Annotated in this window: 25 protein-coding genes; 17 read left to right on the top strand and 8 right to left on the bottom strand. The window is 72.5% G+C overall.

Translation table 11 applies throughout. From position 1 onward, the window contains the following. Positions 1-611 (top strand): LLM class flavin-dependent oxidoreductase (locus CCN39_RS37925; RefSeq protein ID WP_086850579.1); only part of this gene is annotated, 611 nt, incomplete at its 5' end. Here CCN39_RS37925 and CCN39_RS37920 read toward each other — a convergent pair. Further along, complete coding sequence (locus CCN39_RS37920) at positions 553-1,506, bottom strand: threonine/serine dehydratase (RefSeq protein ID WP_086850577.1); 954 nt, start codon at positions 1,504-1,506, stop codon at positions 553-555. The two genes, CCN39_RS37925 and CCN39_RS37920, sit on opposite strands and share 59 nt — an antisense overlap. An 85-nt stretch (positions 1,507-1,591) precedes the next feature. Here CCN39_RS37920 and CCN39_RS37910 point away from each other — a divergent pair, with 85 nt between their 5' ends. Next, positions 1,592-2,467, top strand: a complete 876-nt coding sequence (locus CCN39_RS37910) for a LysR family transcriptional regulator (protein ID WP_143264302.1) — start codon at positions 1,592-1,594, stop codon at positions 2,465-2,467. On the opposite strand, the gene CCN39_RS37905 is transcribed toward CCN39_RS37910, so the two are convergent. Continuing rightward, complete coding sequence (locus CCN39_RS37905) at positions 2,457-3,392, bottom strand: LysR family transcriptional regulator (RefSeq protein ID WP_086850575.1); 936 nt, start codon at positions 3,390-3,392, stop codon at positions 2,457-2,459. The two genes, CCN39_RS37910 and CCN39_RS37905, sit on opposite strands and share 11 nt — an antisense overlap. 73 nt (positions 3,393-3,465) lie before the next feature. Between CCN39_RS37905 and CCN39_RS37900 the strand changes: the two genes are divergently transcribed. Genes CCN39_RS37900 through CCN39_RS37890 form a run of 3 tightly spaced genes read left to right on the top strand, consistent with a single transcriptional unit; the run spans position 3,466 to position 5,874 of the window. After that, entirely contained in the window at positions 3,466-4,380 is a 915-nt protein-coding gene (locus CCN39_RS37900) for a DMT family transporter (RefSeq protein ID WP_086850574.1), read from the top strand. A gap of 10 nt (positions 4,381-4,390) precedes the next feature. Beyond that, positions 4,391-5,281, top strand: a complete 891-nt coding sequence (locus CCN39_RS37895) for an NAD(P)H-binding protein (protein WP_086850572.1) — start codon at positions 4,391-4,393, stop codon at positions 5,279-5,281. Next, complete coding sequence (locus CCN39_RS37890; RefSeq protein ID WP_086850571.1) at positions 5,278-5,874, top strand: CPBP family intramembrane glutamic endopeptidase; 597 nt, start codon at positions 5,278-5,280, stop codon at positions 5,872-5,874. The genes CCN39_RS37895 and CCN39_RS37890 overlap by 4 nt, the downstream gene beginning before the upstream one ends. A gap of 3 nt (positions 5,875-5,877) precedes the next feature. Here the strand turns inward: CCN39_RS37890 and CCN39_RS37885 are convergent, their stop codons facing one another. Beyond that, entirely contained in the window at positions 5,878-6,351 is a 474-nt protein-coding gene (locus CCN39_RS37885) for a MarR family winged helix-turn-helix transcriptional regulator (protein ID WP_086850569.1), read from the bottom strand. A gap of 82 nt (positions 6,352-6,433) precedes the next feature. On the opposite strand from CCN39_RS37885, the gene CCN39_RS37880 reads away from it, so the two are divergent. Continuing rightward, positions 6,434-7,075 (top strand): FMN-dependent NADH-azoreductase, encoded by a 642-nt coding sequence (locus CCN39_RS37880; protein ID WP_086850568.1) that lies wholly within the window; start codon positions 6,434-6,436, stop codon positions 7,073-7,075. Between the two features lie 4 nt (positions 7,076-7,079). Here CCN39_RS37880 and CCN39_RS37875 read toward each other — a convergent pair whose 3' ends face one another. Then, a complete protein-coding gene (locus CCN39_RS37875; RefSeq protein WP_208630574.1) occupies positions 7,080-7,799 on the bottom strand; it encodes a M24 family metallopeptidase in 720 nt (239 codons plus the stop codon). 101 nt (positions 7,800-7,900) lie between these two features. On the opposite strand from CCN39_RS37875, the gene CCN39_RS37870 reads away from it, so the two are divergent. Then, positions 7,901-8,407 (top strand): histidine kinase, encoded by a 507-nt coding sequence (locus CCN39_RS37870; RefSeq protein ID WP_086850566.1) that lies wholly within the window; start codon positions 7,901-7,903, stop codon positions 8,405-8,407. Between the two features lie 65 nt (positions 8,408-8,472). Further along, positions 8,473-9,099, top strand: a complete 627-nt coding sequence (locus tag CCN39_RS37865; protein ID WP_086850564.1) for a response regulator — start codon at positions 8,473-8,475, stop codon at positions 9,097-9,099. Here CCN39_RS37865 and CCN39_RS37860 read toward each other — a convergent pair. Then, positions 9,080-12,493 carry an indolepyruvate ferredoxin oxidoreductase family protein gene (locus CCN39_RS37860; protein ID WP_086850562.1) on the bottom strand — a complete coding sequence of 1,138 codons (3,414 nt, stop codon included), beginning with the start codon at positions 12,491-12,493 and terminating at the stop codon, positions 9,080-9,082. The genes CCN39_RS37865 and CCN39_RS37860 overlap by 20 nt on opposite strands. A gap of 102 nt (positions 12,494-12,595) precedes the next feature. On the opposite strand from CCN39_RS37860, the gene CCN39_RS37855 reads away from it, so the two are divergent. The 3 genes from CCN39_RS37855 to CCN39_RS37845 all read left to right on the top strand — a co-directional run bounded on the left by CCN39_RS37855 (position 12,596) and on the right by CCN39_RS37845 (position 15,095). Continuing rightward, positions 12,596-13,036 (top strand): Lrp/AsnC family transcriptional regulator, encoded by a 441-nt coding sequence (locus CCN39_RS37855; protein ID WP_013227655.1) that lies wholly within the window; start codon positions 12,596-12,598, stop codon positions 13,034-13,036. 11 nt (positions 13,037-13,047) lie between these two features. After that, positions 13,048-13,779 (top strand): GNAT family N-acetyltransferase, encoded by a 732-nt coding sequence (locus CCN39_RS37850; RefSeq protein ID WP_244211179.1) that lies wholly within the window; start codon positions 13,048-13,050, stop codon positions 13,777-13,779. A gap of 86 nt (positions 13,780-13,865) precedes the next feature. Then, positions 13,866-15,095 (top strand): HNH endonuclease signature motif containing protein, encoded by a 1,230-nt coding sequence (locus CCN39_RS37845; protein WP_086850559.1) that lies wholly within the window; start codon positions 13,866-13,868, stop codon positions 15,093-15,095. 376 nt (positions 15,096-15,471) lie between these two features. Here the strand turns inward: CCN39_RS37845 and CCN39_RS37840 are convergent, their stop codons facing one another. The 3 genes from CCN39_RS37840 to CCN39_RS37830 form a co-directional block, all read right to left on the bottom strand. Further along, positions 15,472-16,455, bottom strand: coding sequence for a hypothetical protein (locus CCN39_RS37840; protein WP_086850556.1), 984 nt, complete (start codon positions 16,453-16,455; stop codon positions 15,472-15,474). A 91-nt stretch (positions 16,456-16,546) separates the two neighbouring features. Then, positions 16,547-18,190, bottom strand: a complete 1,644-nt coding sequence (locus tag CCN39_RS37835; RefSeq protein ID WP_086850554.1) for a thiamine pyrophosphate-binding protein — start codon at positions 18,188-18,190, stop codon at positions 16,547-16,549. Next, positions 18,187-18,960, bottom strand: coding sequence for a cyclase family protein (locus CCN39_RS37830; RefSeq protein ID WP_086850552.1), 774 nt, complete (start codon positions 18,958-18,960; stop codon positions 18,187-18,189). The genes CCN39_RS37835 and CCN39_RS37830 overlap by 4 nt, the downstream gene beginning before the upstream one ends. A gap of 110 nt (positions 18,961-19,070) precedes the next feature. Between CCN39_RS37830 and CCN39_RS37825 the strand changes: the two genes are divergently transcribed. From CCN39_RS37825 to CCN39_RS37800, 6 genes are all read left to right on the top strand, one after another. Next, positions 19,071-19,466: a GntR family transcriptional regulator gene (locus tag CCN39_RS37825; protein ID WP_086850550.1), complete on the top strand. Its 396-nt coding sequence runs from the start codon at positions 19,071-19,073 to the stop codon at positions 19,464-19,466. 10 nt (positions 19,467-19,476) lie between these two features. Then, positions 19,477-20,361, top strand: a complete 885-nt coding sequence (locus tag CCN39_RS37820; protein ID WP_086850546.1) for an ABC transporter ATP-binding protein — start codon at positions 19,477-19,479, stop codon at positions 20,359-20,361. Then, positions 20,358-21,329, top strand: coding sequence for an ABC transporter permease (locus CCN39_RS37815; protein ID WP_086850543.1), 972 nt, complete (start codon positions 20,358-20,360; stop codon positions 21,327-21,329). The genes CCN39_RS37820 and CCN39_RS37815 overlap by 4 nt, the downstream gene beginning before the upstream one ends. A 138-nt stretch (positions 21,330-21,467) precedes the next feature. Beyond that, on the top strand, positions 21,468-22,985 hold the full coding sequence (locus CCN39_RS37810; RefSeq protein WP_143264301.1) for a trypsin-like peptidase domain-containing protein: 1,518 nt from the start codon (positions 21,468-21,470) through the stop codon (positions 22,983-22,985). Further along, positions 22,982-25,171, top strand: coding sequence for a serine/threonine-protein kinase (locus tag CCN39_RS37805; protein ID WP_086850539.1), 2,190 nt, complete (start codon positions 22,982-22,984; stop codon positions 25,169-25,171). The genes CCN39_RS37810 and CCN39_RS37805 overlap by 4 nt, the downstream gene beginning before the upstream one ends. 4 nt (positions 25,172-25,175) lie before the next feature. Further along, a partial coding sequence (locus CCN39_RS37800; protein WP_143264300.1) for a VWA domain-containing protein occupies positions 25,176-25,877 on the top strand: 702 nt, incomplete at its 3' end.

The raw sequence follows: 25,877 nt of genomic DNA, 5'->3' as shown, positions 1-25,877 counted from the left end.
GCCCGCTGCGCACCGCGCGGGCGGCGGCCTGGGAAGCACACAGCCTGACCGTCGTCACGGACGGCCGGTTCGAGCTCGGGCTCGGCACCGGGCGGCCGGAAATGCGGCAGCAGGCCGGAGAACTCGGGCTGCCGTACGGCTCGGGGCAGGACCGGCTCGACTCGATTTCCGAGACGGTGGACCACGTCCGCCGGCTCGACGGCGACGCGCACACGCCGGTGATGATCGCCGCCGGCGGGCCGAAGGCGCGCCGCCTGGCCGGTCTGAAGGCCGACATCGTCACGATGGCCGGCGGCGTGCTGACCACTCGCGACGAAATGACCGGGCACGTCGAGGAAGTCCGGTCGGCCGCCGGTGACCGGGACATCGAGTTCGCGATGAACATCTGGGTCGTCGGCACCGAGGTGCCGCCGTGGATCCGCGGCTTCATCGGCGTCGACGCCGAGACGCTCATCGAGCACGACTCCCTCGGCCTGCTCCGCGGCGACGTCGACGACATGGTGGCGGAGCTCGAACGCCGCCGCGAGGAGCAGGGCGTGTCCTACTTCAGCGTCAACGGTGCGTTCCTCGAGGAGTTCGCGCCGGTGGTGGAGCGGCTGTCGGGGAAGTGAGCGTGGCGGGGTCGGTGTTGGCGCCGCAGAGCAGGACGGCCACGCGTTCGCCCGGCGCGGGCCGGTAGGCACCGGAGAGCAGGGCGGCGAACGCGGTCGCCCCGCCGGGTTCGGCGGCGAGGCGGTAGCGGTCCCACAACGCCGCGCCGGCTTCGGCGATCGCGGCGTCGTCCACCAGCACCGAGCCCGCGTTCGTGCGGGTGGCGACCGCGAAGGCGATGTCGCCGAGCCGCGTCGCGCCCAGCGAGTCGGCGGCGATACCGGAGACGCCGACCGCGACCGGCTCACCCGCGGCCAAGGCCGAATGCAGCGTCGGGATCGTGCGTGGCTCGACGCCGACCACGCGGGCCCGGCCTTCGACCGCGGCGGCCACGCCGGCCAGCAGCCCGCCGCCGCCGACCGCGACGAGGATCGTGTCCAGGCCGCCCGCCTGCTCCAGCAGTTCGAGGCCGAGGGTGCCCTGCCCGGCGCAGATGTCCGGCTGGTCGTAGGCGTGGCAGAAGAGCTCGCCGGAGTCCGCGGCGTGCTTCACGGCCGCGTCGTAGGCGTCGGCGTACTTCTCGCCGACCAGCTCCACCGCCGCGCCGAACTGCCGCAGTTTCGCGACCTTCACGGCGGGGGCGGTCGTGGGGACGTAGACCCGGGCCGGGAGGCCGAATTCCCGGGCGGCGTAGGCGACGGCGAGGCCGGCGTTGCCGCCCGAAGCGGCCACCACCCCGGCTTGCTCCCCGGCGGCGATGATCCGGTTGAAGGCGCCGCGGGCCTTGAACGACCCGGTGTGCTGCAGCTGCTCCAGCTTGAACCACACGCCTTCGTCCGCGGCGAGCACCGGCGTCCGGCGAACCCGGCCCTCGATGCGCGCGGCCGCCCGTTCGACATCCGCTGTGCTGATCATGGCTCCCAGCATGCGCGCGGCCGGCCGTAAGCACCAGCGACGTCTCCTATGCTGGATTAAGCAGAACTTACGGCTGGAGGCTTCCGTGCTCGACGCCCACCGCCTGGCCGTGCTGGCCGAGGTCGCGCACGCCGGCTCGATCGCCGCGGCCGCCCAGAGACTCGCCTTCACGCCGTCCGCCGTCTCGCAGCAGCTGGCCAAGCTGGAGCGCGACGTCGGCGCCCGCCTGCTGGACCGCCACGCCCGCGGCGTCACGCTCACGCCGGTCGGGGCGGCGCTGCTCATCCACGCCGAGGCGATCGTCGGCGAGTTGCGCACGGCGGAGCGGACGGTCCGGGCGCTGCTCGACGAGGAGCTCACCGTCGGCACGTTCGCGAGCGCGGGGATGACCCTGGTCCCGGCCGCGCTCGCCGACTTCCGCCGCGACCACCCCGGTGTGGCGCTGCGGCTGCTGGACCTCGAGCCGCCGGACGGGTACGGCCTGGTCAGCTCCCGCGAGCTCGACCTGCTGATCACCCACCGGTACCCCGGCGCGCCCCTGCCCGACCCGCGCGGCCTGCAGCGGTCGCTGCTGCGTTCGGAGCGGTTCCGGCTGATCCTGCCGAAGGGGCACGCGAAGGCGCGCGCCCGCCGGCTCACGCTGGCGGAGCTGGCCGCGGAGGACTGGATTTCCGGCAGCCCGGGCGTGCCCAACCGAGCCTGCCTCGAGCAGCTCGCCGACAGTGCGGGCGTCCGGTTGCGGGTGGCGTACGAGACCCGGGACTACCAGGTGATCGTGGCACTGGTCGAGGCCGGCCTGGGCATCGCGTTCGTCCCGGAGAGCGTGCTGGAGCGCGTGGGCCCGGCCCGCGTCGAGGTGTGTGACGCGGCGGACGCCCGGCCGGCGCGGGACATCTTCCTGGTGCACCACCGGCGGCCGGGCCGGCTGGTGACCGAGATGGTGGCGCGGCTCAGCCGGTGACCCGGCCCACCGGACGTCCCGCGCTCTCGAACCGCGCCGAGGCCGTCCGCAGCGCGTCCAGGCACGCCCGCACCGCGCCGCCGTCCTCCTCCCCGGCCCGGCAGATCGCGTAGATCGTGCGGCTCAAGGCCGGCCGCGTGGTGAGGATCCGCACCCCGTCGGGCAGCCGGTCGCGGGCCAGCCGCGGCACCAGCGCCGCGCCGACGTTGCCGGCCACCAGGGCCAGCTGGGTCGGGTAACCGCCGACCGTGCAGCTGATCCGCGGCTCCAGCCGCTGCTTGCGCAGCACCTGCACGAGCCATGCGTGACACCCCGATCCGGCGCTCCAGCCGATCCACGGCACGTCGTCCACTTCGGACAGATCGACCGCCTTGCGGTGGGCCAGCCGGTGCCCGGCGGGCAGGGCGAGGTCCGCGACGTCGGAGAACAGCGCGACGCGCGTGGTCGACGGCGGGATCACCGTCGGGTGGTCGGTCCAGCTCTCCAGCACCGCGACGTCGAGGTCGCCGGCCAGCACGCGCGGCATCGTCTGCTCGGCCTCGCCCTCGTGCAGCGTCACCGCGAGCCGCGGGTGCTGCGCGGCGAGGGTGGCCAGCGCGGGCGGCAGCAGCGCGTGGACCGTCGTCGGGATCGCGCCGATCCGCAGCGGCCCGATGACGTCCTCGCGCAGCAGCTCCAGGTCGGCCTTCGCCGCGGCGACCTGCGCGAGGATCCGTTCCGCGTGCCCGGCCAGCACCTGGCCCGCCTTCGTCAGCCGGACGCCGCGGCCTCGCGGCTCCAGCAGCGGCTGGCCGGCCTCCCGTTCCAGCTTCGCCAGCTGCTGCGACACCCCGGACGGCGTGACGTGCAGGGACTCGGCCGCCGCGGCGACCGAGCCGTGGGTCGCGACCGCGTGCAGCGCCCGCATCCGCTCGAGTCCGAACACGGTAGTGATGCTACCGAATTCCAGGCAGAAACATTCGCTTGTCCTTGACAGTTGCCGCCCGCACGCTGGAGGCGTGCTCACGACCGACTCCACCCCGACGCGCACCCACCGCTTCGACCCGCGGCTGCTCGCCGCCCTCGGCAGCTTCTGCATCTCGCTGTCGTCGGTCTTCATCAAGGTTTCGCACGTCAGCGGCAGCACCAGCGCGTTCTGGCGCTGCCTGTTCGCCCTGCCGGTGCTGCTGGCGCTCGCCGGGCGCGAACGGCGGAAAGCCGGCCCGGCGCCCCGCCGCGTGCTCCTGCCGCTGCTGGCCGGGACCGGGCTCGGCCTGGACTTCGTGCTCTGGGGTGAGGCGATCCCGCGGGTCGGCGCCGGCATCGCGACCGTGCTCCTCGCCGTGCAGGTGGTGCTCGTGCCGCTGCTGGCCTTCGCGTTCCTGGCCGAGCGGCCGTCGAAGCGGTTCCTCGCCGCGGTGCCCGTGCTGCTCGCCGGGATCGTGCTGGCCGGCGGGTTCGCCGGCACCGGCTCGTTCGGCCCGGACCCGGTCACCGGCGCCGTCGCGGCGCTGCTGGCCGGCGCCGGGTACGCGGGCTACCTCTTCCTGATCCGGCTCAGCGGCGGCACCGGTACGCAAGCGCATTCGCTGGTGCTGGCCACGATTTCCGCCGGCGTGGTCGCCGTCGTGCTCGGCGTCCCGACCGGCACGCTCGACCTGACGCCGGGCTGGCCCGCGTTCGGCTGGCTGATCGCGCTCGCCGGTGTCGGCCAGCTGGCGGGCTGGCTGCTCATCTCCGCCGCGCTGCCCCGGATGTCCGCCACCACCGGGGCGACGCTGATGCTGCTGCAACCGGTCGGCGCGGTGCTGCTCGGCATCGGCCTGCTCGGGGAGACGCCCGGCCCGGCGCAGCTGATCGGGTGCGCCGGGGTCGTCGCCGCGGTCTGCTTCGCCGGGGGCGGACGATCTGCGCGCGAAGGCCGTCCCGGCTAACGTCGCCAGCATGCGGGTGCTGGTGGCGGGGGCTTCGGGGTTCATCGGCAGCCGGTTGTGCCCGGCGCTCGAGGCGGCCGGTCACGAGGTGCTCGCGATGACCCGCCACCCCGCGAAGTACCGTGGCGCCGGGAAAGCGGTCCGCGGCGACGTCGCCGACGTCGGCTCGCTGCGGGACGCGCTCAAGGGCGTCGAAGCCGCGTACTACCTCGTGCATTCACTCGACAGTGCGGACTTCAAGCGCCGCGACGCCGACGCCGCCCGCGCGTTCGCCCGGGCCGCGGAAGGCCTGCGCCGGATCGTCTACCTCGGCGGGCTCGGGGACGACGACGATGCGCTGTCCGACCACCTGGCCAGCCGGCGCGAGGTCGAGCGGCTGCTGGGGGAGACCGGCGTGCCGGTGACCGTGCTGCGCGCCGGGATCGTGGTCGGGCACGGCGGCACGTCGTGGGAGCTGACGCGGCAGCTGGTCGAGCACCTGCCGGCGATGGTGACGCCGCGCTGGGTGGGCACCCGCACGCAGCCGATCGCGGTCGCCGACGTCGTCCGCTACCTCGTGGGCGTCCTCGACCACCCGGAGGCCGCGGGCCGGGCGTTCGACATCGGCGGCCCGGAAGTGCTGGCCTACCGCGACATGCTGCAGCGGGTGGCGGCGATCGAGGGCAGGTCGCTGCTGATCCTGCCGGTCCCGCTGCTGTCCCCACGGCTGTCGTCGTACTGGCTCTCGCTCGTCACGGACATCGACGTCACCACCGGGCGGGCGCTGATCGACTCGATGACCAACGAGGTCGTGGTCCGCGACGACGCGATCCGCCGGATCGTCGAGTTCGAGCCGATGGGCTACGACGAAGCGGTCCTGCAGGCCCTGGGCGAGCGCGCGAAGAGCCGGCGGACGGCGTGAAGCCGTTTCTCGCCGCGGTGACCGCCGCCGGATCCGGCCTGCTCGGCGCCTCACTGGCCAGCCGTCCCGGCTCCCGCCGCTTCCACGTGCTCACGGCCTCGGTGGCGGCGACGTGGTTCGCCGGAGCCCAGGCGGCCGGACCGGTCCGCCGGGGCCGCCGGGACGTCGTCCAGCCGGTGGCGGCGGGTGCGGGCGCGTTCGGCGTGTTCTACGGCTGCGCACTGGTGGCCCGCCGCATCCCGCCGTTGCGCCGGGCGATCGCCGGAGTGCTGGACCACGCCCGCCGCGGCTCGACGGCCTCGGTGGCGGCGACGACGCTGGTCACGGGCGCGGCGGAGGAGATCTTCTTCCGCGGCGCCCTGTACGACGCGGCGGGGGCCCGGGTTTCCACGGCGGTGTACGTGCTTTCCACGACGGCGACCCGGAATCCGGCGCTGGTACTGGCATCGGCGGTGATGGGGACGGTGTTCGCGTGGCAGCGCGGCCGGTCGGGCGGGGTGCAGGCGCCGCTGCTGACGCATGTGGTCTGGTCGGCGCTGATGCTGGCCTTCATGCCGCGCCTGTTCCCGGTGGTCCTCGAACGCGGCGCCTGACGCTCAGCAGGGCGGCGGCGCTTCCCGGCAGGCCTCCACGCCCGTCTTGCGCGTCGCCTGCTGCAACAGCTCGTACAGCGTCTCCCGCTGCTCGTCGCTCAGCCCGCTGAACACCTCGTCCTCGACGGCCGTCAACGCGAACTCCGCCCGCGCCAGCAGCTTCGCGCCCACGTCGGTCAGCTCGACCAGGTGACGGCGGCGGTCCTCGGGTGACCGGCGCCGCGCGATCAGGTTCTCCGTCTCCAGCTCGTTGAGCAGGGTGACCACGTTCGTGCTGTCCATTTCCAGCGTCTTCGCCAGGTGCTGCTGGGAGCTGCCGCCGCCGTCGCGCAGGACGGTGAGGGTGATCAGGTGGCGCGGCCGCAGGCCGAGCGGGGCCAGCACCGACTCGCTGCGCAGCCGCAGCCGGCGCGCGAGGTGGTCGACCAGCGCGCCGCAGCGGTGCGGGGGCTGGTTGACGACCGGGAGCGAGGTCATCTGCCCAGTATATGGCCGTCCCAATGGTCGATGTGCTATCAATAGTTTGTCCAACACCAACGATCTATGGATGGCTAACGACATGGCTCATCTCCTGCACATCGACTCGAGCATCCAGGGCGACGCCTCGGTGAGCCGGCGGCTCAGCGCGCGGGCCGCGGCGGCGTGGCGCTCGGCGCACCCGGACGGCACGGTCACCTACCGCGACCTGGGCGTGAACCCGCTTCCGCACTTCGACGCGGCAGGGGGCCTGGCCAGCCAGGTCGCCCCCGATCAGCACACGCCGGAGCAGGCGGCGACCTGGGCGCGGATCGTGGAGGTCGTCACCGAGGTGAAGGCGGCCGACACCGTGCTTTTGGGCCTGCCGCTGTACAACTTCGGGCCGCCGAGCAGCGTCAAGACGTGGGTCGACCACCTCATCGCCCCCGGGCTTTCGATCGATCACGAGACCTACACCGGCCTGCTCGGCGGCCGCGACTTCGTCGTGGTGGCCAGCCGGGGTGGCGGCTACGGCGAAGGCACACCTCGCGAAGGCTGGGACCACGCCCAGCCGTGGCTGCCCCACGGCGTCTCCCTGACCGGGCTGGAGCCGCGGTTCATCACCGCGGAGCTGACGCTGGCGCCGGTGCGCCCGGCGATGGCGGACCTCGTCCCGCTCGCCGAGGAGAGCCTCGCGGCGGCGGAACGCGCCATCGACGAGCTGTGGGCGCCGGCCCGGGTCTGACCGGTCAGGAGTCCGCGGCGGCCGGCCCGATGTCGAGGAGCTGTTCGAAGAACCCGCCGATGCCCCGCTCCCGGTCCACGAGGTGCACTTCGAGGATCCAGTGCGACAGCTGCCCGGTGCGGTCCGGCCGCCGCATCGGGCCGTCGCTGCCGGGGGCGATGTAGGAGTCGATGCGCGCGCCGTCGATCGTCTCGTGGGGGAACTGCCCGACCAGGTGGCCGGCGATCTCGCCGCCGAACTCCCAGCCCGCCTCCCGCGCCAGCTTCACCATGTGCGCGTACAACTCGGCACCCGTGACGTCCGGCCGCGCGGCGAAGTACGCGCGGCCGGCGTCGAACACCGCCGGCAGGGTGTCGCGCAGCCGGTGCTTGACCGGGTCGTCGCCCAGGACGAACGTCCGGCCGAAGTCCGCTTCGAACTCCTCGAAGATCGGGCCGAAGTCGGCGAACACGATGTCGTCGGCGGCCAGCACCCGGTCCGGCGGGTTTTCGCGGTACGGCCGCAGCGTGTTGACCCCCGCCCGGACGATCCGCTTGTGCCAGTACCGGCGGATGCCCAGCAGGTCACCGGCCAGGTCGCGGATCGCGTCGCTCGCCTCGGTCTCCCGCACACCCGGGGCCAGGATGCCGCGCCCGGCCACCGCCGCGAACAGCTCGACCGCCTTCGCCTGCGCGTCGAGCAGCCGTTCGACGCGCACGGCCTCGTCCTCGAGCAGCTCACCCATGGCCCCGACGGTAGCAACGCCCGGCCCGGGCGGTACCGTGCCGCGGCGGGCGGACTGACGTGGCGCGGCACGGGCCGGGCCTTGGGCGAGGAAGGTCGGGTTTGAGCGCGCACACCTCCCAGATGGACGACATCCGGCTCGTCGCGCAGCCCAGCGCGCTGCCGGTGACCGAGCTGTTCGTCCGCCTGATTCTCACCGACTGGTCCCTGCTGCCGATGCTCGAGCAGGTGACCGCCACCGCGAAACGCCTGGTCGAGGCCGTGATCGACGCCAGCGACCCGAAGGCTCCCGCCTTCGTCACGCTGCGGCTGCGGCTGCGCGCCGAGGTGCTCTCGATCGAGGTCGACGACGACGTGCCCGGACGGCCGGACACCCCGGCCCGGCCCGGCGAGCGGCTCGGCGTCTCGCCCGCCGAAGGTGGCGGCCGCACCACCTGGTGCGAACTGGCGCTCCCGGGTGGCATGAGCGCGCGGCAGGTGCGCCTGCCCCGGCGCCAGGACCGCCGGACGCTCGTCGACGAGCCCGTCTCCGGCGATCCGGTGGCCGCGGACCCGGAGGTCCTGGAACGCCTGCTGACCCGGCTGAGCGGCTGGTCCGGCCAGAGCTGAACGCTTTGCCCCGCGCGTCCGTGCCTCCAGGCAGGGGATGATGCGGACGCGAGGAGGCAGCCGCCGTGCGGATCGTGATCGCGGAGGACGACGCCCTGCTGCGCGAAGGGCTGGTGCTGCTCCTGCGCAGCGAGGGGTTCGAGGTCGCCGCCGCCGTCGACCACCCCGGCGACCTGGTGGCGTCGGTCGAGACCGAGGAACCGGACCTGGCCGTCGTCGACGTCCGGATGCCGCCGACGTTCACCGACGAAGGGCTGCGCGCCGCCCTCGAAGCCCGGCGCCGCGTCCCCGGCCTGGCGATCCTCGCGCTGTCGGCGTTCGTCGAAGACGGCTACGCGGGCGACCTCCTGGCCGCCGGCGGCGGGGGAGCCGGGTACCTGCTCAAGGAGCGGGTCGGCAAGCCCGAAGAGTTCCTCGACGCCCTCCGGCGCGTCGCCGCCGGCGGCACGGTGCTGGACCGGGACGTCGTGGCGGTGCAGCTGGCCCGGCCCCGGCCCGGTGACCCCGTGGCGACGCTGACCCCCCGCGAGCGCGAGGTCGTGGCGTTGCTGGCCGAGGGCCATTCGGTGCCGACGATCGGGCGGCTGCTCGGCATCGGCACCACCGCCGCCCGGCAGCACGCCGGGGACGTCAGCACGAAGCTGCGCGTCCCCGACGGCGCCCAGGCGATGCTCAGCTACCTGCGGGCGTGAGCACTTCGGCCTGCCGCTCGCGGTACTTCGCCACGTTGGCGAGCTTGACGTCTTCGTAGCCGCGGATGACGTCGGGCAGTTCGGCCAGGGCCCGCGTTCGGGCGGCGTCCCCGGCCTGCAACGCCTGCAGGACCACGCTGCGGTAGTCCTCGATCAGCTCGCGCTCGACCCGCCGCACCTCGGCGCGGCCGAACGGGTCGAAGCGGGTCCCGCGCAGCCGTCGCAGCGCGTGGAGCAGCCGGAACGCCGGCCGGAACCACGGGCCGAGACTGATCTTGCGCCGCATCCCGAGCGCCCGCAGGACCGGCGGGTGCAGCCGGTAGGCGTACCGGGTGCCCACGCCGAACTGCTCTTCGAGCCCGTCGGTGAACGCCGGGTCCAGCGACAGCCGGGCGACCTCGTACTCGTCCTTGTAGGCCATCAGCTTGTACAGGTGCTTCGCGACGGCCTCGGTGATCTCGGTCGGCCCGTCCTCCAGCACCCGCACCCGCTCGACGAACTCCGCGTACGCGCGGGCGTAGGCCTTGTCCTGGTAGGCGACCAGGTCGGGGATCCGGATGTCGAGCAGGCGCGCCAGCTCGGAGCCGGGCTCGGCGTGCACCAGGGCCCGCATCGCGTTCGGCTTCGTCGTCGAGGGCTTCGCGGGTTCCGTGGCTTCGGCCGGGGGCTCGGCGACGAGCAGGCGGCCGCGGCGGAACGCCTGCAGGTTCGCGGCGACCTGCGTGCCGTTCAGCTCGATGGCGCGTTCGATCGCCGACGCGGGCAGCGGGATCGCGCCGGTCTGGTAGGCCGCGCCGAGCTGGAGCACGTTGGCGAACTGGTCGTCGTCGAAGAGCTCCTCGGCCAGGCCGCGCGCGTCCAGCGACACCGTGCGCCCCGCCGCGGCTTCGAGGGGCGCGAGCACGCTGCCGGGGGCCGGGAAGGACACCGTCGTGTCGACGACCATCCGGCCGGTCGGGACCTCGGTCGTGGAGACGACGGCCGTGGTGCGGGCCGGATCGGCGACCCCGAGGTTCGCCGCGTCCGCGCCGACCAGCGCGTCGCAGGCCAGGTAGAGGTCGCACTCGCCGGCGGCGAGCTTCGGCGCCTGTTCGACCGGTGCTGCCGTCACCTTCAGGTCGGAGACGACCGCGCCGCCCTTCTGCGCGAGCCCGGTCTGGTCGAGCGTGCGGACGTGCCGCCCGTCGAGCACCGCGGCGGTGGCGAGGATCTGCGTCACGGTGACCACGCCGGTGCCGCCGATGCCGGTGATCCGCACGGTGAAGTCCGTGTTCCGGATTTCCGGCGCGGGGACGGCGTCGGCGGCCAGCTCGGCGGCCTTCCGGTGCCGCTTCTTCCCGGACGGCACCACGGTGACGAACGACGGGCAGTCCCCGGCCAGGCAGGAGTAGTCGACGTTGCACGAGGACTGGTGGATCGCGGTTTTGCGGCCGAACTCGGTGGTGACCGGCTGCACGGACAGGCAGTTCGACTTCGTGCCGCAGTCGCCGCAGCCCTCGCAGACGCGCTCGTTGACGACCACCCGCGTCGCGGGCGCGGCCTGCTTGCCGCGCCGGCGCTTCCGCCGCTTTTCGGCCGCGCACTCCTGCTCGTGGATCAGCACGGTGACGCCCTTGACCGCGGCCAGTTCCTCCTGCGTGCGCAGGAGTTCGGACCGGTCGCGGACCTCGACGCCGGCGGGCGGCTTCCGGTGCTTCCCCGGCGCGTCGCTGGTGATCACGACCCGCTTCGCGCCCTCGACGAGCAGCAGCTGGGCGACCTTCTCGACGGGCAGCCCGCCGACCGCGTCCTGGCCGCCGGTCATCGCCACGGCGGAGTTGTAGAGGAGCTTGTAGGTGATGTTCACGCCGGCGGCGACCGCCGCGCGCACGGCGAGGCTGCCGGAGTGGGTGAAGGTGCCGTCGCCGATGTTTTGGACGAAGTGCTGCGCCTCGACGAAGGGCGCCATGCCGATCCACTGGGTGCCTTCGCCGCCCATCTGCGTCACGCCGAGGACGGTGCCGACCTGGTCGGGCTCCATGAACAGGGCCATGGTGTGGCAGCCGATGCCGCCGCCGACCAGCGTGCCTTCCGGGACCTTCGTCGACGAGTTGTGCGGGCAGCCCGAGCAGAAGTACGGCGTGCGGGCGAGCAGCGGGACGGCGATGCGTTCGCGGCGGCGGCGTCCCCGGTAGGCCTCGACCGACGGGATGTCCGCCGGCAGGACCCTGGCCAGGCCGGCGGCGATGCCGTCCGGGTCCAGCTCGCCCAGTTCGGTGAACAGCGTCCGGCCGTCGTGGTCCTTCTTGCCGAGGATCCTGGGCGCGTTCGGAACGCCGTAGAGGATCTCCTTGAGCGCGGTTTCGACGAAGGCACGTTTCTCCTCGACGATGATGATCTCGTCGAGCCCCTCGGCGAATTCGCGGACGATCGTGGGCTCCACGGGGTGGATCGCGCCGAGCTTGAGGATGCGGATGCCGTGCGGTTCCTTGTCCAGGCCGAGGGTGCGCAATGCCTGCTGGAGGTCCAGATAGGACTTTCCGGCGGAGACGATGCCGATCCGGTCGGCCGGTCCGCGCCGGGTGATCCGGTTGATCCCGCTCGCCCGCAGGTAGTCGAGAGCGAGCGGCAGCCGGACGGTGAAGAGGCTGCGCTCCAGCTCGGCGAGGCCCGCGCCGAGCAGGCGGGACGTCGGCGTGTGCCAGTAACCCCTGCTGATCTCCGGCGCGCTCCATTGTGGACTAACAGTGGCGGTGCCGGACGCGTCGGCGACGTTGGCGACGACCTTCAGCGACGTCCACAGCCCGCTGGCCCGCGACAGTTCGACGGCGTGCATGCCGAGGTCGAGGACGTCTTGGGCGTCGGCGGGGAAGAGGACGGGGATGGCCAGGTCGGCGAGGGCGAGCTCGGACGCGCAGGGGACGGTGGAGGACTTCGCGTTGGGGTCGTCGCCGACGAGCGCGACGGCGCCGCCGCGCGGGTCGGTGCCGGCCAGGTTGGCGTGGCGGAGGGCGTCGGTGGCCCGGTCGAGACCGGGCGCCTTGCCGTACCAGAAGCCGGTGACGCCCCGTTGCCCGCCGGCCCCCGCGACGAGCTGGCTGCCCATGACCGACGTCGCGGCGAGCTCTTCGTTGAGGCCGGGCCGGTGCACGACGTCGTGCTTCTCGAGCAGCGCGGCGCGGCGGCCGAGTTCGAGGTCGTAGCCGGCCAGCGGCGAGCCTTCGTAGCCCGAGACGAAGACGGCGGGGTCGCCGCCGTGCGCGCGGTCGTGGCGGACGCGGTCGAACAGCAGCCGGACCAGGGCCTGCACCCCGGTCAGGTGCACGGTTCCCGCTTCCCGCAGGTAGCGGTCCTCCAGCGTGAACGTCTCCACGGCACGCTCCCTTCTTTCGGGGCACGATGCGACGTGGGCCACACGCACGCAACAGGGCTCTCCATTTTGGGGGTTCGGACGCAAACTTTGATGGCTGTTCGCTCATCTTGGCGCTGATTTTTGCGCCAGACTACGCTGTGACGCATGCCCGAAGAGCTGCTCGACGCCACCGACCACGAGATCCTCGGCCTGCTGCGCGAGGACGCCCGCCGCACGCTGTCCGACATAGCGGGCCGCGTGACGCTGTCCACGGCGGCGGTCAAGCGCCGCATCGACCGGCTGCGGGAGAGCGGGGTGATCACCGGGTTCACGGTCCAGGTCGACCACGCGAAACTGGGCTGGGGGATCGAGGCGTTCACCGAGTTGAGGTTCGTGGGGAACACCAAGGTGGCGGAGATCCTCCGGACGACGACGCGGATGCCGGAGGCCCAGGCGGTCTTCACGATCGCGGGCGACCCGGACGCACTGGTGTGGCTGCGGGTCCGCGACATGGCCCACCTGCAGAAGACGATCGACGAGATCCGCCGGCACCACCAGGTGACGGGGACGAAGACGTTGATCGCGCTGGAATCCTGGTCCCGGTAGCGGTGGAGGTCGTGACGCTGGCGCAGCGGCCGGACCTTGCCGAGGCGGTGTATGCGATTCCTTATCCGCCGGAGTCGCCTCGTTTCATGGAGGGCAGCCTGACGAGCTTGCTGGTCCGGGGGCGCCGGATGGCTCGGCGGTGGCCTCATCTGGTGGTGGCGCTGCTCGAGGATGGGGTACCGGTGGCGCGGGGGATCATGGTGCCGTTCCGGGGTCGGTCGCCGTTTCCTTCTCGTGGCTGGGACGAGGTGGTCGTCTGGGCTGCCGAGGACGCTCTCGACGGGGTTGCTCCGGATACCGCTTGTGGTCTGGAGATCGCGGTGGATCCTTCGTGTCAGGGGCGAGGTCTGTCTTCTGTCGTGCTGACTGCCATGCGGGAGGTTGTTGTCGAGGCAGGTCTTTCGTCTCTCGTCATTCCTGTTCGGCCGCCGGACAAGGCTCGGGTTCCTGGTGTGTCGATGGCCGACTATGCCTCGGCTACTCGTCCTGACGGGCTTCCGGTCGATCGGTGGCTGCGTACCCATGTTCGTGCCGGTGGGGTGATCGCTGGGGTTGCTTCCTGTTCGGCGACTGTGCAGGGGTCTTTGGCTTCTTGGCGTCGGTGGACTGGGATGCCGTTCGATCGTGACGGGTTGGTTGTTGTTCCCGGGGCTCTTGCTCCGGTGTTTGTGTCTACTGTGGATGATTTTGCTGTGTACGTTGAAGCCAATGTTTGGGTTTCCCATGCTGTGGCTGGGTTTTAGAGATGTGGGTTCTCTGCGCTTCGGTGGTCTGGGGTTGTACCCGTTCGAGTGATGAACTTGTGTTCGATGCTCGGTAATCTTGATCTATGTCCGACAACGCGAGCTCTTCCCCCGAGGCGGTGGCCTTCGCCGACCGCATCGGTGAGCTGCTTGCGTGTATGCGGTCGGCGGAGGCTGAGCTGGGTGCGGTGCTGGTGGAGATCGAGCAGCGTGGGGTGATGGAGCTGTTCGGGTATCGGTCGGTGGCTCGTCTTTTGGAGCACCTCGGCGATGTTCCGAAGCTGGTCGCCGAACGTCTTGTGAAGCGTGCTCGCGTGCTGAACCCCGGCCGTAACCTTGACGGCAGCCCGATCCCGGCTCTCGCGCCCGCCACCGGGGCTGCCGCTCTGGCGGGTCGGTTGAGCAGCCCGATGATCGATGCGATCACGGGTGTTCTCGCCGAGGTTCCGGTGGAGCATCGCGACAGCGCCGAAGCCGACCTGCTGACCTTCGCCGCCGAGGCCGGGCACAAGCAGGTCGCAGTCCTCGGCGCCCGCATCCTCGCCCACCTCAACCCCGACGGTGCGGAACCCGCCGACACCGAACCAGTGGCCCCGTCCCGGGAGTTGTTCCTCCGCCGCCGAAGATCCGGCACCTGGGAACTCAACGCCCGATTCGATGACGAGACCGGCACCCGCGCCAGCGCCCTGCTGGACGCCCTGGCCGAACGCCGCACCAGCGACGACGGCCCCGACCACCGCACCCAGCCCCAGCGGTATGGCGATGCTTTCTCCGACGCGATCGACCTGGCCCTCAATTCCCCGGACCTGCCGATGCAGGCCGGGGAGCGAGCCCACGTCATGGTCGCGGTCTCCCTCACCGACCTCCAGTCCGGCATCGGCACAGCCACCCTCGGCGACACCGGCACCATGTCGGCCGCCGACGCCCGCATCCATGCCTGCGACGCCATGATCATCCCCGCGGTCCTCGGCGACAAGAACGAACCGCTCAACCTGGGTCGGCTGCGCCGCTTGATCTCCGCCGGGCTCCGGCGCGCCCTGTTTCTACGGGACCGGGGCTGCGCGTTCCCCGGTTGCCACCGCCCACCCCGGCATTGCCAGGGTCACCACATCCGGCACTGGGCTGATGGCGGCCGCACAGACCTGAGCAACCTGGTGCTGATGTGCGCCCACCACCACCGGCTCCTGCACCGCTCCGGCTGGGAAGTCCGCATCGCCGCCGACGGTCTGCCGGAGTTCCTGCCACCGCTGTTCATCGACCGGCGCCGAAAACCCCGGCGCAACAACCTCCACGAACCGCTGCCTTTCGCAGCCTGAACATGGGACAGGCCCGCAGCCACACGGCTGCGGGCCCACGCCCACGCCACTGTGCCGACGGAACCACAACCCACTTCCGCCAACAACCGCTTCCCGACCCGACAGGCAAACCCGGGCACCGCGTCACCGAACGAACCCGGCAGCGCAGCTACCCGCCCCCTGGCGGCCCGCATCGCAAGTCTGGCAACAGGCGTTCCGCATCGTAAGTCGGGCAACAAACGGCCCGCCCCGCAAGTCGGCCAGGGGCACCATTCGCCAAGCAACCGGTGACCCGCCCTTGCCCGGCAAGTCCATCGCTGCCCGGCAAGCGGGGAACCCGCACCTGCATCCGGCAACTCCATCGCCCGGGCGACCCGCGCCGCACGCCCGCCCGGCCTCAGCCGCGCAGGAGGACTCCGCTATTCCGCTCTCGCTCGAAGAACGTCTCCGGCCACTCGATCGAGTCCGGCGGTGCGTCGATCGCCGCAGCTCGGCGGCGGAGTTCCGTCAGGTACTCCGGGTCCAGGACCGCCCGGGCCGACAACGGCTCGCGCACCAGGAGATCCGCCGGGCCCTCATACATGTACGCGTCCACCCCCGGATATCCGCGCGTTCCCGGCGGGTAGTCGCGGTTGACCGGGAAATACGTCGTCTCCAGGGAGCCCAGCCACGAACCCTTCAGCGGCACCAAAGCCGGCCATGGGCCCAGCTGTCGCTCCAACCGGGCGTTGTCCGTGGTGAATCCTCGGTGGTCCGCGATCACATACGCCGCCCCCGGGTACTCGCGCTCGAGCTGGGCTACCGCGCCGCTGCCTCCGTCGTGGGTCAAATGGCCCAAGCCGAACAGCATCAATGCCTTGCGGTTCTTCTGCAGCACCTGGGTCTTCACCACCGAGACGATCGATGCGTCGCGGTCCAGGAACGGCTCCAGGTCGGCCGGGGTCTGGATGTGGCTCCACTCGACCGGTGGGTCGGTTGCCAGTACGCGGATCTTGCGCGCTGCGGGCAAAGTCGTGTTGACCTGGCGGACCAGGGCGAACAGCTGCTCGTAGAACGTCGAGAACCCGCAGCTCGGCTGCGTTGTGTCGCGCCACACGTGGCTGATCTCCGGGACCGCCGCCCCGGCGATGTACGCGTCCAGCACCGGCTGGAGGCGCGCGTTGCCGCACTCCACCGCTATGTCGTTCACCCGGCCCGGGAAACGGGGGTCGCGGATTAGGTCGAACACGAACGTTCCTACGTCGGGGCTGGACTTCGCCACGATTGCGTGGCTGTCGAACGCGGCCAGCAACGTCGTCACCGGGTCGGGGCGTTGCTGGCCCGCGTCCGCCGGTGCCGCGAGCAGAACACAGGCCATCAGGACGGCCAAAAGGATTCGCATGAGAGTTCCTCGGGTAGTTCCCCCACTGTCCTACGACTGTAGGACAACTCGGCCAGCATTCAGGGGCGCCCGGGGTCGTGTCAAGGGTGGATCAGTGGCGGAATGCCTCCGCCAGCCACCACGATCCGCCGTCGTCGGCGATCTTGGCGTCGATCACCAGGGGGTTCGACCGTGGCCCCGCCAGCCAGTCGCGGACCGGGGACAGGTCCGCGGCCGACCGGACCGTGAGGCCCGTGCAGCCGAAGCCGCGGGCGATCGCCGCCAAGTCGGAATCCGGGAAGCGGACCGTGGTCATGTCCGCGTCGCCGAAGTGGTGGACCTCCGCTCCGTACGCCGCGTCGTTGTAGACGATCACCACCAGGGGCAGGCCCAAGCGGACCGCCGTGTCCAGTTCGGACAGTGCCATGTGGAACCCGCCGTCGCCCGTGCCCAGGACCGGCAGGCGGTCCGGGCGGGCCAGCGCCGCTCCGATGGCCGTGCCCAGGCCCAGGCCGATGCTCTGGAACGCCTGCGTGAAACAGAACCCCTGCTCGTCGGGCACCGACAGGTACGCGCTCGGGTAGCCCATGAAATTGCCCGAGTCGATCGAAACGATCCGTTCGGACGGCAGCAGCTCGTCCAGGAGCCTGCTCAGTGTCCGCGGATCGATCCGGCCGTCACCCGACAGGTCTTCGTGTTCGACGTCGTTCCAGCGCCCCGCCGCGATCCGGGCCGCCACCTCGTCCGTGCGGTAGCCCGTACGAACGGAGGTCAGGGCGAGGACGTCCGACGCGGTGCACGCGACGTCGCCGACGACGCCCAGGTCGATCGGGCGGTGGGCGCCGAGCGCTGCCTGCTCGATGTCGACCTGGGCCAGCTTCGCGTGCGGGCTCAGCAGCTTGCCGTGGCGGGTGGTCCACATGTTCAGCGCGCAGCCCCAGCCCACGACCAGGTCGGCCCCCACGATCAGCTCGGCCGCCGCCGGGGACGCGAAGCCGCCCGAGATGCCCAGGGCGAACGGATCGTCGTGGAACAGGCCGTGGGCCACCGCGGACGTCGCCAGCAGCGCGCCGCACCGGGCGGCCAGCTCTCGCAGGACGTCCCCGCTCGAACGGGCGCCGCGGCCGGCGATGAACACCGGACGCTCGGCCGCCGCCAGGAGGTTCGCCAGCGCCGCCACCGAAGCGGCGTCCGGCCGGACCGGGGCGGGGCCGGCCGGCACCGGCAGCGAAGGCAAGGCGGGCGCCGGCAGCGAAGGCAAGGCGGGTGCCGGCCGGGCCTGGACGTCGAGGGGCAGGTTCAGCACGACCGTCCGGCGCTGCTGGCGTGCGGTCCGGAACGCCCGCACCGTGTCGGCCACCGCGCTCTCGGGCGAGTGCACGCGCTCCGGCACCGCGCCGACCGCCGCGGCCAGGCCGTCCTGGTCGATGCGGAAGTTCGACAGCACCGACGCGCCCGCGGAGTCCGCCGTGAGCACCAGCATGGGTGTCCGGCTCTTGGCCGCCTCGGTGATGCCGGTGACCGCGTTGGTCAGCCCGCAGCCCTGGTGCAGCGACAGCACCGACACCTCGCCGCTCATCCGGGCGTACGCGTCGGCCATGCTCGCCGCGCCGCCCTCGTGGCGGGCGGCGACGAACCGGACGCCGCCCGCGCGCAGCGCGTTGGTCACCTCGAAGTTGCCGCTGCCCACCACGCCGAACGCCGTGCCCACGCCGAGGCCGGCCAAGGTCCGGCCGACCAGTTCGGCGACGTTCACCGCTCGACCAGGGCCAGCACGCGGGCGGGACTGCCCGAGCCGCCGACGATCGGGAGCGGGGAGACCAGCAGCAGCACACCGGTCGGCGGCAGCGTCGCGAGGTTCTGCAACTGGGTCAGGCCGTGCTTGCCGGCGCCCAGCAGGAGCTCGTGGCAGGGGAACATCGGCTCGAGGCCGGGTGCCTGGCCCGCGTCGGTGCCGACCGTTTCGACGCCGAGGCCGGTGATCGGCGTTTCCTCGGCGAGCCACCGCGCGCACTCGGGTGACACGCCGGGGGTGTGCGAGCCGGCTTCGTCGGCGTTGAGGAACTCCTCCTGGTCGCCGCTGCGCGTGTCCCAGCCCGTGCGGTAGAGCAGCCAGCCGCCGTCGGGCAGCGGCCCGTGCTCCGCCGTCCACGCGCGGACGTCGTCGATCGAGAGCAGGAAGTCCGGGTCCTCGGCCGCCCGTGCGGAGAAATCGAGCACGACCGCCGGGGCCACCAGCGTCTTCAGCGGGACCTGCGAGACGTCGTGACCGTCCTTTCCGGACACCCAGTGCACCGGGACGTCCAGGTGGGTGCCGGTGTGCTCGCCGGTGTGGATGTCGTTCCAGTACCACCGCGGGCCGCGCTCGTCGTAGCGGCTGATCTCCTCCAGCCGGAACGGGATCGTGTTGGCGAACGGCTCCGGCAGCCGCAGGATCGGCGTGCTCGAACTCAGGGGAGCGGTCAGGTCGACGATCTCGATCGTCCCGCCCGCGATCGCCTTGCCGAGCTCGTCCAACAACGACATGCCTGCCTCCCGGTGCCGGTGTGCGTGTCCGATCACGACCCTATGCCTTGACAGGTGCGCACCGGGAGGTGTTGTCTTAATGTCGTAAGACAATAGGGAGGTTGAGCAGGGTGATCGAGTTCGTGCTCGACGGCCGTTCGCGCGTTGCCACGTACATGCAGCTCGTCGTCCAGGTGAAGCAGGCGCTGCGCGTCGGCCTGCTGCGGCCCGGTGACCAGCTGCCGAAAGTCCGGGACGTGGCCGAGGCGCTGGCGATCAACCCGAACACCGTGCTCAAGGCCTACCGCGAACTGGTGCTGGAGGGGCTGGCCGAAGGCCGCCCGGGGGTGGGCACGTTCATCACCGGCAGCCTGGCCGGGCCCTCGCTGGGCCACCAGGCGCAGCTGCGTGACGAGCTGGTGGCCTGGCTGGAACGCGCGGAAACCGCGGGGATGTCGCCCGACGACATCGCCGCCCTCATCGAAACCACGATCCGCGGCACCCGGGTGCCGCACGACCTGTCGTAGGGAGTCCGGAATGGAACTGGCGGTGGAAGCCGCGGCGCTGGGTAAGCGCTACGGCCGCACCTGGGCGTTGCGCGACTGCGCGCTGGAGGTGCCTGCCGGGCGGATCGCCGCGCTGGTCGGCCCGAACGGCGCCGGCAAGACGACGCTGCTGCACCTGGTCGTCGGCCTGCTGAAACCCGACGAGGGGGAGGTGCGCGTCTTCGGGCGGGCACCGGGCTCCGCGCTGGAGGACATCGGGTTCGTCGCGCAGGACACCCCGCTCTACCGCGACTTCACCGCGGCGGAGCTGGTCGTCATGGGCGGCAAGCTCAACCGCCGCCGCTGGGACGCCGCGCTGGCCCGCGACCGGCTCGCGATGCTCGGCATCCCGCCGGACAAGCCGGTGGGGAAGCTGTCCGGCGGCCAGCGCGCCCAGGTCGCCCTGGCCCTGGCGCTGGCCAAGCGACCCCGGCTGCTGCTGCTCGACGAACCCATCGCCAGTCTCGACCCGCTCGCGCGCCGCGAGTTCATGCAGACGCTGATGGGTGCGGTGGCCGAGAGCGAGACGACCGTGCTGCTGTCCTCGCACCTGCTCGCCGACCTCGAACGCAGCTGCGACCACCTGATCGTCCTGCAGCGGTCGCACGTCCGGCTGGCCGGCTCGGTCGACGAACTGCTCGCCGGCTTCCGCACGCTCACCGGCCCGCGGGCCGGCAGCGAATCCATCGCCGGGGTGGCGGAGGTGGTCCGGGTGAGCCACACCGAACGCCAGTCGACGCTGCTGGTCCGCCGCGGCGACGGCCCGATAGATCCACTGTGGACGGAGCATGAAGTGACCCTGGAAGACGTGGTGCTGGCGCACCTCGCCGAGGCGGAACCCCGCGTCCCCGCGTCCGCGTGGGAGGTGCCGGCATGATCTGGCTGGTCTGGCGGCAGCACCGCAGGCAAGCGCTGTTCACCCTCGCCGCCCTGGCCGCGCTCGCGGCGGTGATGGTGCCCACGGGCCTGTCGATGCACGCGAAGTACGACAGCCTCGGCCTCGGCGCCTGCCGGGCCGTGCTCGGCAGCGCGTCGATGATCACGCAGACCGACGCGGTCTCCCGCTGCGAAAACCTCGGCCACGAGTTCCAGCAGGAGTTCGGCGGCATGGTGTTCATCGCCATCCTGTTCGTGGTCCTGCCGGTGCTGGTCGGCGTGTTCTTCGGCGCGCCGCTGGTCGCCCGCGAGATCGAGCAGGGCACCCACCGTCTGGTGTGGACGCAGGGGGTGACCCGCCTGCAGTGGGCGCTGGCCAAGTTCGGCCTGGTCGGAGCGATGACCGCCGTGCTGTCCGTCGGGTACGCGCTGGGTGTGTCGTGGTGGTTCCAGCCGCTGGTCACCGCGAGCACCGGCCGGCTGAACTACCTCTCGTTCGACGTGCAGGGGATCGTCCCGATCGCGTACACGCTGTTCGCGCTCGCGCTGGGCGTCTTCGCCGGGACGTACTGGCGGAAGGTCCTGCCCGCCATGGGGATCGCGCTGGTCGGCTTCGCGGCCGTCCGCGTCGCGATCGAGGTGCTCGCCCGGCCGCGGTACCTGCCCGCGGAGAACGTCACGTTCGCCCCGACCGGCGGGCAGACGCCGAACCCGGCGTCGGGCAACTGGGTGATGGACGTCGGCGTCCGCAACGCGGCCGGGGACTTGGTCCTGCCGAACGCCCAGATCGGCCCGTGCCCGCCCGGCGGCTGCGCCGACACCGTGGCCGGTGCCGGCGCCCAGAACTGGGTGCAGTACCAGCCGGGGGACCGGTTCTGGCTCTTCCAGGGCATCGAGACCGGGATCTTCGTGCTTTTGGCAGCGGCGCTGGTGTTCTTCGCCGTCCGCCGGCTGCGCGTGATCGCCTGACACCGCCCACCGGACGCCGGCGCGGGTTCGTGAGTTTTCCACGGCCACCGGGAGTTCGGCGGCCGATCGGGTGATCTGCGGGGGTAAGCGGGCTAACCCGGCCCGGACTGTCGGTGCGGGGTCGTAAGGTCGCACCCGGTGAGGGAGCACAACGGTTCTGCCGAGGGGCGCGCGGGGGATCCGGAACCGTGGCGAGTGTGCCTGTTGAACTCGTCGGGCCGGGCACTGGGCGCCGGGATGCTGCTGGGCGAATCCACGGTGCTCACCTGTGCGCACGTCGTGCAGGCCGCGGGGGAGGAAGCGCTTTCGGGGGCGCACGTGCTGGTGCGGTTCGTCGGCGTGGACGGCATGCCGGAGACGCTCGCCGCCGTGCGGCCGGGCTGCTGGGTGCCGCCATCGGAGGACGGCCGCGGCGACATCGCGCTGCTGGACCTCGCCGAAGCGTTCCCCCACGTGCGAGGCGCTCCGTTGGTCCGGCTCGGCGCGGTGCGCGACCGGGTGGTCCACACCTACGGCTTTCCGGCGCCGCACCGCTACGGCGTCTGGGTGAACAACGCCGAACTGGCGGGCCCGGCCGGCGCCGCCGGGGAGTGGATCCAGCTCAACTCGCCGCTGCCCGGCGAGCGCGTGCGGCGTGGGTTCAGCGGCGCCGGTGTGATCGACAAGGCGACCGGTGCGGTGCTCGGCATGGTGGTCACCGAGTACACCGACGAGCGCGCGGGGCTCGCCTACCTGATCCCGGTCGAGGTGATCGTTCGGCACGTGCCGGACGTCGCCCGGTGGGTGGGCGAGCCGCCGCGGCCGTCGGCCGGCCCGCTGATCGTCGTGATCGGCGACCGCGACTCGGCCGTCCGGGAAGGTTTTCTGGCGCAGGTGCGGCGCGAGCGCCGGGGATCCGGCGAACGGCTCGACGCGATCGTGGACGCGACCGGCAAGACCACCGGCGAGGTCGCCGAGCACGTCAGTGCGGGCATCAGCACCGGGGAGGTGCTGACCGTGCTGGAGACCAACCCCGAGGATGTCGCCGTCGCGGTGACCGGCGTCGAAGACGCGCGGGCGCCGGAGAAAGTGCTCACCGACGTGGTGCGGCCGCTGGTCGACAAGGGCGCGACCGTGCTGCTCCAGTTCAGCAAGCCGGACTCGCCCGGGGTGCAGCTGGCCCGGCGCTGGGAGAACGAGCGCACCGCGCGGCGCCTGGACCGGCTGGCGCTGCTGGTCGAGATGGTGGAACACGAGGAGGACCGCACGCGGGAACGGGCCGCCCGGATCGGTTCGCACGCGGCGGTGCCCGGCAGTTCCGCGGATCTGCGCCTGCGGCTGGCGGCGCTGCGCTCGGCGGGCGAGCGGATCGAACCGGACCGGGTGCGGCGCGCCCTCGCGGCGACCGAACGAGACGCGGAAGCGGCCCGGTGGGCGCTGGTCCGGCGGTACGCCGAGCTCGACGCGCTGGCCGCCCGGCACGACGAACTGCACGGACGGCTCCGCGGCTACAACGCGAAGGCGACCGACGCCGGCCTGATGGAGGACGAAGAGCTGGCCGAGCTGTACCGCCCGGCCATGGCGGCGCTGACCCTGCGGCCGGACGAACCGGAGGCCGCGGCCGGGCTCGTCGAGCGGTACGTGCAGGCGGTCCGGAGCCGGCTGGAGGGCGCGTGACGACCGAAACCGCGTGGTGCCACGGCCGTCCGGTCGGGCCGATCGGGTTCTGCGAGGTGTGCGGCCGCCGCCGGGTGCCGGCCGAACCGCCGTCCGCGGCGGCCCCGGAGAGCACCCGGCGCAGTGTCGAATTCAAACGCAGTGTCGAACTCTGGAGCGGCGAGGCGGACTTCCAGTCGCTGCCCGCGATCGAGGTGCCGGACCCGGAGAAGCTCGTCCTCGCCGATCCGGATTACCCCGAGCAGCACCGGTTCTGCGGTCACTGCGGGGAACCCGTCGGCCGCGCCTACGCCGGTGAACCGGCGTTCGCCGAGGGGTTCTGCGAAAACTGCGGCGAGCGCTTTTCCTTCCTGCCCAAGCTGAACCGCGGTGAGCGGGTCGGCGATCGCTACGACGTCCTCGGCTGCTTCGCCCGGGGCGGGCTCGGCTGGGTGTACCTGGCCGCCGACACCGCGCTCGCCGGCCAGCACGTCGCGCTCAAGGGCGTGATCAACAGCGGCAACGCCGTGCTGCGGGCGATGGCACGGGTCGAACGCGACGTGCTCGTCCGGCTCGACCACCCGAACATCGTGCGGATCAGCGACTTCGTCGAGCACGTCCCGCCCGGCGGCGGCGAACCGGACACCTACCTGGTGATGGAGTACGTCGGCGGGCGGTCGCTGCGGGACCTGCTCAAGCAGGGGCCGCCGCCGCGGGTGGAGCACGTGATCGTCTACGGCCGGGCGATCCTCGGCGCGCTGGACTACCTCCACGGCGAGGGCTTGCTCTACTGCGACATGAAGCCGGAGAACGTGATTCACGGCGACAAGCGGGTCAAGGTCATCGACCTCGGCGCGGCCCGCTCGCTCGAGGACCGGACCGGGCCGAGCGTCGGCACCGAAGGGTTCCAGGCGCCGGCGCACGAGCTCGCCCGGCACGGCCTGACCGTGCGCTCGGACCTGCACACCGTGGGCCGGACGCTGCAGGTGCTGCTCGAAGCCGCGGGCGAAGACGTCGACCCGGACCGGGTCGCCGGCGGCCTGGACTCGCTGCACCGGGTGCTCGAACGCGCCGTCGCGCCGTTCGAGCGGCGGTTCGCCACGGCGTCCGAAATGGCCGAGCAGCTCGACGGCGTGCGCCGGGAAATCCTTTCCCTGCGCGACGAACGGCCGCGGCCGGTGCCGTCGGCGCTGTTCGAGGACACCGCGGAACTGCTCGACGACGGCCTCGGCGCGGTGCCCGGCCTCGACCACTGGGTCGGCGGCGGCCGCCCCGCCGGCCCGCTGGACCTCGGCCTGCCGGGCGCGGTCGACGGGGCCGGCCGGCTGCCGATCCCGCGGGTCGCCCCGGAGGACGCCGCGGCCGAGTTCATCGCCATCGCGGGCGCGCCGGGGCCGCACCGCTGGCTGGACAAGCTCGCGATGTTCAGCGAGCGCTCGGTGGAAATCGCGTTCGCCCGGACCCGGGCGCTCATCGCGCTGGGGGACTCCGACGCCGCGGCCGCGGCCCTGGCGGACGCCGAAGAGCAGCTCGGGACCGAGGCCGCGCGTGACTGGCGGGCGGCGTGGCACCACGGCCTGCTGGCGCTGGCCCGTGACGATGCCGAGCAGGCGACGGCCGCGTTCGACCGGGTGCACCGCAGCTGGCCCGGCGAGATCGCGCCGAAGCTGGCGCTCGGGTTCTGCGCCGAACTGCGCGGCGAGATCGAGCAGGCCGAGCGCTGCTACCGCTCGGTGTGGCACCGCGACCACAGCCAGGTCAGCGCCGCCTTCGGCCTGGCCCGCTGCTACCTGCGGACGCACGGCCGGGACGCCGCGGTCACGCTGCTCGACGCGGTGCCGCCGATCTCGCGCCACTACGACGCCGCGCGGATCGCCGCGGTGCGGATCCGCGCCGGGCGCCTGCCGGCCGGGCCACCGAGCCGCGACGACTTCGCCGACGCGGCGCGCCGCCTGCCCACGCTCTACCTCGACCGCGAAGCCCACGACCGGCTGGAGGCGCTGGTCCGCGACGCCGCACTGGCCGCGCTCGACGGCAGCGAAGGCTGGGACGGCGGCACGCTCCTCGGCGAGCGCGTCACCGAACGCGGCCTGCGGTCGCTGCTGGAGCTGTCCCTGCGCCGGCTCGCCGAGCGGGCGCGCGACCGGAACGAACACGGCGTGCTGGTCGACCTCGCGAACTCCGTCCGGCCGAAGACGAGAAGGTGATCGGATGCCCGACCCGTCGTTCACCCTCCAGCTGAGCCAGAACAAGTACCTGGCGCCGAGCGACGACCGGATGGACGTCGTCGTCACCGTCCGGGTGGGCGACGCCGGGGCCCCCGCGGCCGGGCCGCCGCCGACCGCCGAGCTGCTGCTGGTGGACTGCTCCAGCTCGATGGACTGGCCGCCGACGAAGATCGAGGCCGCGCGGCACGCCTGCCGGGCGGCCATCGGCTCGCTGCGGGACGGCGTGCTGTTCGGGGTGGTCGAATGCACCGGGCACGCCCGGCTCGTCTACCCGGCCGAGCCGCCGCTGGCGGTGGCCGACGAGCGGACCCGGCACGAGGCGAAGGCCGCGGCGTCCGCCCTGATCGCCGGGGGCGGCACGGCGATGAGCACGTGGCTGGACCTGGCCCGGGACCTGTTCGAGAAGACGCCGGCCGCCATCCGGCACGCGGTGCTGCTCACCGACGGCAAGAACGAGTCCGACCGGACGGGGGCGCTGGAAGCCGCCCTCGACCGGTGCCGAGGCCGGTTCGCCTGTGACGCCCGGGGCATCGGTGACGACTGGGAACCGCGGGACCTGCAGCGCATCGCGTCGGTCCTGCGCGGCAGCGCGGACGCCGTCCTGGAGGACGCCGAGCTCGCCGGGGACTTCCGGCGCCTGGTCGAGCGGGCGATGGGCCGGACCGTGCCGGACGTCCGGCTGCGG

It is taken from the genome of Amycolatopsis kentuckyensis (assembly GCF_002155975.1).
GTDB lineage: Bacteria > Actinomycetota > Actinomycetes > Mycobacteriales > Pseudonocardiaceae > Amycolatopsis > Amycolatopsis kentuckyensis.
This window is presented reverse-complemented; position numbering and strand designations above follow the sequence as displayed.